Annotated in this window: 4 protein-coding genes and 1 pseudogene; 1 reads left to right on the top strand and 4 read right to left on the bottom strand. The window is 59.7% G+C overall.

The genetic code is table 11. The features are described from left to right. The 4 genes and pseudogenes from PROAA_RS13955 to PROAA_RS13940 all read right to left on the bottom strand — a co-directional run. A partial coding sequence (locus tag PROAA_RS13955; RefSeq protein WP_245664288.1) for a DUF1015 family protein occupies window positions 1–221 on the bottom strand: 221 nt, incomplete at its 3' end. Window positions 222–320: 99 nt separating this feature from the next. Beyond that, complete coding sequence (locus tag PROAA_RS13950; protein WP_186411915.1) at window positions 321–1394, bottom strand: 3-deoxy-7-phosphoheptulonate synthase; 1074 nt, start codon at window positions 1392–1394, stop codon at window positions 321–323. 18 nt (window positions 1395–1412) lie between these two features. Continuing rightward, a pseudogene (gene mfd, locus PROAA_RS13945) lies at window positions 1413–4819 on the bottom strand (transcription-repair coupling factor). Window positions 4820–5004: 185 nt separating this feature from the next. Then, a complete protein-coding gene (locus tag PROAA_RS13940) occupies window positions 5005–5418 on the bottom strand; it encodes a bacteriohemerythrin (protein ID WP_186411914.1) in 414 nt (137 codons plus the stop codon). 392 nt (window positions 5419–5810) lie between these two features. Between PROAA_RS13940 and PROAA_RS18960 the strand changes: the two genes are divergently transcribed. Continuing rightward, window positions 5811–6412: HAMP domain-containing protein (locus PROAA_RS18960; protein WP_222102280.1), on the top strand; the 602-nt coding region annotated here is incomplete at its 3' end.

Raw genomic sequence — 6412 nt, 5'->3', positions numbered from 1 at the left:
GAAATATGCAGGAAGGAATAGGGCTTGCCAGCGGCGCGCTGACGTGCTTCCTCGCTGGAGAGGACGTCATACGGTGGCGCGGCGACAGCCGCAGCGAGTTCGCTGCGCGGGCGCAGGCCGGCGAAGGGGCGGATCAGGGGGGAGGTGGAAGGCAATCGGTTCTCCTTGATGGGGCTCAGGTTGCTAAGTTCAAGTGCTTCACCACCAAGGCACAAAGTCACCAAGTTTCACCAACAAGAGCAAATGAAGCATAGAGCAATCCATAGAATTCCTTGGTGTTCTTTTGTGCTCTTGGTGTCTTGGTGGTGAAGATTCTTCGTTCAGGAATTTCGTTTAGGCAGTATGTCACGCAGTTGAAGGGCCGCTTCGCGGATGGCTTTCTCGGTAGTGTCCCAGTCGATGCAGGGATCGGTCACCGAGCAGCCGTACTTGAGCTGGGACCGGTCGGCGGGAATCGGCTGATTGCCGCCGACCAGATTCGATTCGATCATCATGCCGACCAGCGATTTGTTGCCCAGGCGAACCTGATTGACCACGTCGGTCATGACCAGCGGCTGCAGCTCCGGTTTCTTGTAGCTGTTGGCGTGCGAACAGTCGACGACGATATTGGGGGGCAGTTTGGCCGCGATCAGCGCCTGTTCGGTCATCTGTACGCTCACCGTGTCGTAGTTGGGCCGGCGGTCGCCGCCGCGCAGTACGACATGGCAATAACGGTTGCCGCGCGTGCGGACGATCGACGTTCGCCCCTGGCCGTTGATGCCAAGGAAACTGTGCGGTCTGGAGGAAGAGATGATGGCGTTGATGGCGATGTCGACATCGCCGCTGGTAGCGTTCTTGAAGCCGACCGGTGTGGATAGCCCCGAGGCAATCTCGCGGTGCGTTTGCGATTCGGTGGTGCGCGCGCCGATGGCGGTCCAGGCCATCAGATCGCCGAGATATTGCGGCGAAATCGGGTCTAGCGCCTCGGTGCCCGTCGCCAGGCTGGCTTCGGCGACATCGAGCAGGAACTGGCGGGCTCTTTTCATCCCCTCATCGACAGTGAAGGAATCATTCATGTCGGGATCGTTGATGTATCCCTTCCAGCCGGTTGTCGTGCGCGGCTTTTCGAAATAGACGCGCATGACCAGGAATAGCGTTTCGCTGACTTCGTCGGAGAGATTCTTCAGCCGTCGCGCGTAGTCGATGCCGGCCAGCGGATCGTGGATCGAACAGGGGCCGACCACAACAAACAGGCGATGATCCTTGCGCTCGAGGATGTTGCGCAGGGTTTCCCGGCCTCGCATCACGGTCCTGGCCGCCTCTGTCGACAGCGGCAGGTCGGCCAGGATGTCCTCGGGCGAGGGCATCGGGTCGAAGGCGCTTACATTGATGTTTTCGATGTCGATGGTGTTCATTTGCTGGGCTTTCCGTACTTACTTCTTGGTCAATTGGCGAAGCAGATCCTTCACTGCGGAAACGCGATCGGCCAGTGTCGGGCAATGGCGTTTCAGCGCCAGTTTATCCTGTCCGGCGAGCCGGTACTGCTCGGACGTGGCGTCCAGCTTGATGACGCCGAGCGGCTTGCAGAGCAGGCGCAGGCGGTGGCTGTCGAGCAGCGATTGCGCCTGCGGCGGGAGTTCTCCGAAGCGGTCGACCAGTTCTTCATGCAGGTCGGTGATGTCATCAAGTGATTCGCCGTTGGCCAGTCGCTTGTAGAGTATCAGCCGTTCATTGACGTCGGGCGCATAGTCGTTGGGCAGCAGCGCCGGCGTGTGCAGATTGATTTCGGTGGCGATTCCGAGCGGCTGCGAAAGGTCCGGTTCCTGACCCTGCTTGAGCGAGGCGACGGCGCGCTTGAGCATTTCGCTGAACAGATTGAAACCGATTTCCTGCATCTCGCCCGACTGGCTCTCGCCAAGCACTTCGCCGGCCCCCCGGATCTCAAGGTCGTGCATGGCCAGGTAGAAACCGGCGCCAAGCTCGTCCATCAACTGGATGGCTTCCAGCCGCTGTCGGGCCTGTTTGGTCAGGCCGGCGAGTTTGCCGGCGCTCTCGTCGAGGCCGGCATGGGTGAGCAGGTAGGCGTAGGCCTGGTGGTGTGAACGACCGACTCGACCGCGCAACTGGTGAAGCTGGGCGAGGCCGAATTTCTCGGCGCGATTGATGATGATGGTGTTGGCATGCGGGTTGTCGATACCGGTTTCGATAATCGTCGTGCATAGCAGAAGGTTGACGCGCTGCTGGGTGAAGTCGCGCATCACCCGTTCGAGTTCGCGTTCGCTCATCTGACCGTGGCCGACGACGATGCGTGCCTCGGGCGCTAGCTTGGCAAGTTTCTCGCGCATGTTCTCGATGGTGTTGACTTCGTTGTGCAGGAAGTACACTTGACCGCCGCGCTTGAATTCGCGCAGCAGCGCTTCGCGGATGATGCCGTCGGAGAAGTTTGAAACAAAGGTCTTGATCGCCAGCCGCTTCTGTGGCGCCGTAGCGATGACCGAGAAGTCGCGCAGGCCCTCGAGCGACATGCCCAGCGAACGCGGGATGGGCGTGGCGGTCAGCGTCAGTACGTCGACTTCCGCACGCAAGGCTTTGAGCGCCTCTTTCTGGCGCACCCCGAAGCGATGTTCTTCGTCAATGACCACAAGCCCCAGACGACTGAACTTGACGTCCTTTTGCAACAGCTTGTGCGTTCCGATGACGATGTCCACCTTGCCTTCGGCGAGTTCCTTGAGCGCCTGCGCCGATTCCTTTCCCGTCTTGAAGCGCGAGAGTTCGGCGATGCGAATCGGCCAGTTGTTGCCCACTTGAGCGAAGCGGTCGCTGAAGGTCTGGAAGTGCTGTTCGCAGAGCAGCGTGGTCGGGCACAGCACAGCGACCTGCTTGCCGCCAGCCACGGCGCAAAACGCGGCGCGCAAAGCGACTTCGGTCTTGCCGAAGCCGACGTCGCCGCAAACCAGCCGATCCATCGGACGACCGGATTTCATGTCGTCGATTACGGCGTTGATGGCGGCTGCCTGATCGGGCGTTTCCTCAAAGCCGAAGCCGTCGGCAAAGGCGTCGTAGTCGTGCGCCGTGAATTCGAACGCATGGCCCTGGCGCGCAGCGCGCAGGGCGTAGAGCGCCATCAGTTCCGCTGCGGTGTGCCGAGCGTGTGCAAGGGAGCGGCATCCGGGTCCGACGCGGAGTAACGTGAAATGACATGCAATTGCGAGACCGGTACGAACAGCTTTGCCTCGTCGGCGTAGTGGAGTTCGAGAAACTCCATGTCGCCCTCGCCCAGGTCAAGGTGCACCAGACCTCGAAAACGCGCGATGCCGTGTTGTTCGTGCACTACCGGATCACCGACCTTCAGTTCGGTGAGGTCGCGCAGCCAGTTGTCCAGCGTGGCCTTGCGCTGTGCCGCGTGACGACTCCGCCGCGAGGGGCTCCCGGCGTAGAGTTCGGTCTCGGTAATGAAGGCCCATTGATCGGGCTGCGAGGTACTCGTTGTATTCGTCGTCAGGAGAAAGCCGTCGTGCAACGGCGAGACGCCCAGCGCCAGTCGGCTCTCGCCGACGAGGAATTCGCCAAGATCGGAGCAGGGATCGGGTTTCAGGCCATAGTCGGCGAAGAGTGCGGAAAGGGTTTCGCGGCGTCCGGCCGATTCTGCCAGCAGCAGCACGCGGCCGGGAAAGCCGGTGATAAAAGCCTTCAGAGCGCTCAACGGATCGTCGGCACGGCGGGCGACGGCGACTGGTGGCAAGGCGGTGGCCGGGCCGTCGGCGCCGGTGGCCAAAATAACTCGCGCATGCGGCCTGGCGGCAACGAAAAAGGCCTCTTCGCTGAGGAACAGGTCACCCGGCGGCAACAGCGGCCGGCTACGTTCTCCCGACAACATGGCATGGCGCGACTGGGTATCGCGCCAGAAGCCGCGGATCGCTTCAGGAACGTCATTGTGCAGGCAGAGCAGCGTGTCGCCGGGCAGGTAGTCGAACAGTGTTGCCGTGCCATCGAAGAATAGCGGCAGCCAGTATTCGATCCCGGCCGGTGCGATGCCGCTCGATACATCCTTGTAGATTCCGGATCGTGCCGGGTCTCCTTCGAAGATTTCGCGGTAACGCTGGCGGAAGCGGGTACGACCCTTGTCGTCGAGCGGGAATTCGCGTGCCGGAAGCAGGCGGATTTCCTGCACCGGGTATAGGGTGCGCTGGGTGTCGATATCGAAGGTCTTGATGTTCTCGATCTCATCGTCGAACAGGTCAAGCCGGAAGGGTAGCGCCGAACCCATCGGGAAAAGGTCGACTAGCCCGCCGCGTACCGAGTACTCACCAGGAGCAACGACCTGAGCGACGTGCGCGTAACCGGCCAGCGTGAGCTGGGAGCGAAACTGCTCGGAGTCGAGTCGCTTGCCTTTCTTCAGAAAAAAAGTGTACGCCGCCAGGTACGACGGCGGCATCAGCCGGTAGACCGCCGTCGACGCCGGAACCAACAGGACATCGCATTCGTTCCGCATGACGCCGTAGAGCGTGGCCAGTCGTTCCGATACGAGGTCATGATGCGGCGAGAAGCTGTCGTAGGGCAGTGTTTCCCAATCGGGAAGCAAGCGCACGCGCAGCTCGGGCGCGAACCATGGGATTTCCTCAAGCAGGCGCTGGGCATCTCCAGCGCTGGCGGTCAGTACGGCCAACAGCCTGCTTTGTCCAGCCTGGTCCGCCAGTTGCGCGATGTGCAACGCATCCGCCGAGCCCGAAAAGGGTGGCAACTGCGTGCGCTCGCCCGGTTTGAATGAAGGCAAGGGCACCGTTAACCGGGCTGCCGGAGAGCCGGATACGGGCGAGAATTGAGGCACGGGTGGTGACAAGCAGTAGGAAGAGGTGAGGTGATGCGGAAAAGGACAGCATTATAGCGGCCATGGGGCGTGGAGGGTCGGTCCGGAGTCCAAGTAATCCTCGCCGACACCTGTTGCAGCCAGCCGGAATGCCCTTGCTCAAGAACTGTGCGCTATCCCTTTTCCCCTGAAACCGGAAAAGGCCCTGCAGGCATCATTCAGCCGAGCGCCTTCAGTGAATGCGTGCGGACCCAAGGGACGTACTCGACATCCGCTTGCATGATGTGGTTGTAGAACCATCCGTAGATGAGGTATTGAACTTCTTTGGCAATCTCGTCGAGAGACAGTTGCCTGGCGTTATCGAGCAATTTGATCAACATGTCCTTGAATTCCGCATGCAGCCGCTTGTGCGCTTCCAGCTCCGGGTACTTGAGTGACGCCAGCATCTCTTCCTCGTCGCGCAAATGGACCTTCGCATAGTTGCTCAGCATGACCAGAGACTTCATCACCCGAATCTGGTCCCCATTGCCGGCAAAGGTGGCCGCGAGGTCGAAAAGCTGTTTGTGCTGGCTGTCTATCCTGGGCAGGCCGAACTCCAATTTATCCGACCATTCAGCCAGTTGCATGTCCATCCCACTCTCCTCTATCCAATGTGCGGTGCTGATTTTAACGGCATTTGATCGGATGGAAGCACTCGCGGTTCCCGCAAACGGGCATTTTTTGAAATTTCAGATTGACCACACCAGCCAAGTTTAGCGATACTCTCCGGGGTTCGACTGTATTCTGTCGATAATTGGGATAGCTTCTCAGCCGGCAGATGGACGTGCGTTGCGGGACGTACATTGTGCTGATTACGCACCGTAATCATGGAATTGCTTGCAAACAGGACGGAATTGTGACGGGGTTGCATCACCGTGCCGGATAGTTTGCGAGAGTCTTTCAGAATTAGTTCGCAGGTGCAGGCTTGATCGGCTTTAGACTTGCCTTGAAGTATTGAAAAATATACCAATTCGGGAGGTGACAAATGAATGGCGTATCTTGGAAGCTTCGTGGCACGATGCTGTTGCTGGTGGCCTGTGCCGGGTTGGCAGCCTGGCTGGCGGTGAACGTGTTCGGTGGCGGAATGCAGGGCTGGAGCATTGCCTATGGCCTGCTGGTCGTGGTCGCCGTCGTTCTCAGTTTGCTCATCGAAAGCGGCCTGGTCCGACGCTTGAATTCGTTGCGCGGAGTAATCGGGCAAATGTATATGGATGGCGACCTGACCCGACGCGCTCAGGTTGAAGGTGGCGACGAAGTCTCCCAGACTGCTGCTGAATTCAACAAGCTGATGGAAAGCATCCAGACGATCATCGGCAAGGTGTTTTTCAACTCGGTCGAAGTCGCGCATGCTTCTCAGAAGTTGATCGCCGAAGCCAATCGCGTCGCATCCGGGTCCAACAAGCAGCGCGATGCCGCCCTGGCGACCTCTGGCGCGATGACCCAGTTGACCGAAAACATGAATCAGGTCAGCCAGAATGCAACCGAGACCGCCGGCATCTCCGAAACCTCCAGCAATCTTTCGGCAGAGGGCATGACGATCGTACATAACGCGTCTGCTGAAATGGAGCGCATTTCGTCGTCCGTCAC

The organism is Candidatus Propionivibrio aalborgensis (genome assembly GCF_900089945.1).
In the GTDB taxonomy this organism is placed as follows: Bacteria; Pseudomonadota; Gammaproteobacteria; order Burkholderiales; family Rhodocyclaceae; genus Propionivibrio; species Propionivibrio aalborgensis.
The sequence above is the reverse complement of the archived record's forward strand: the minus strand, read 5'-3'. Positions and strand labels throughout refer to the sequence as shown.

Coding starts and splice junctions, on each gene's coding strand:
- PROAA_RS13950 (WP_186411915.1), bottom strand. CDS start 1,394: ATGAACACCATCGACATCGAAAACATCAATGTAAGCGCCTTCGACCCG.
- PROAA_RS13940 (WP_186411914.1), bottom strand. CDS start 5,418: ATGGACATGCAACTGGCTGAATGGTCGGATAAATTGGAGTTCGGCCTG.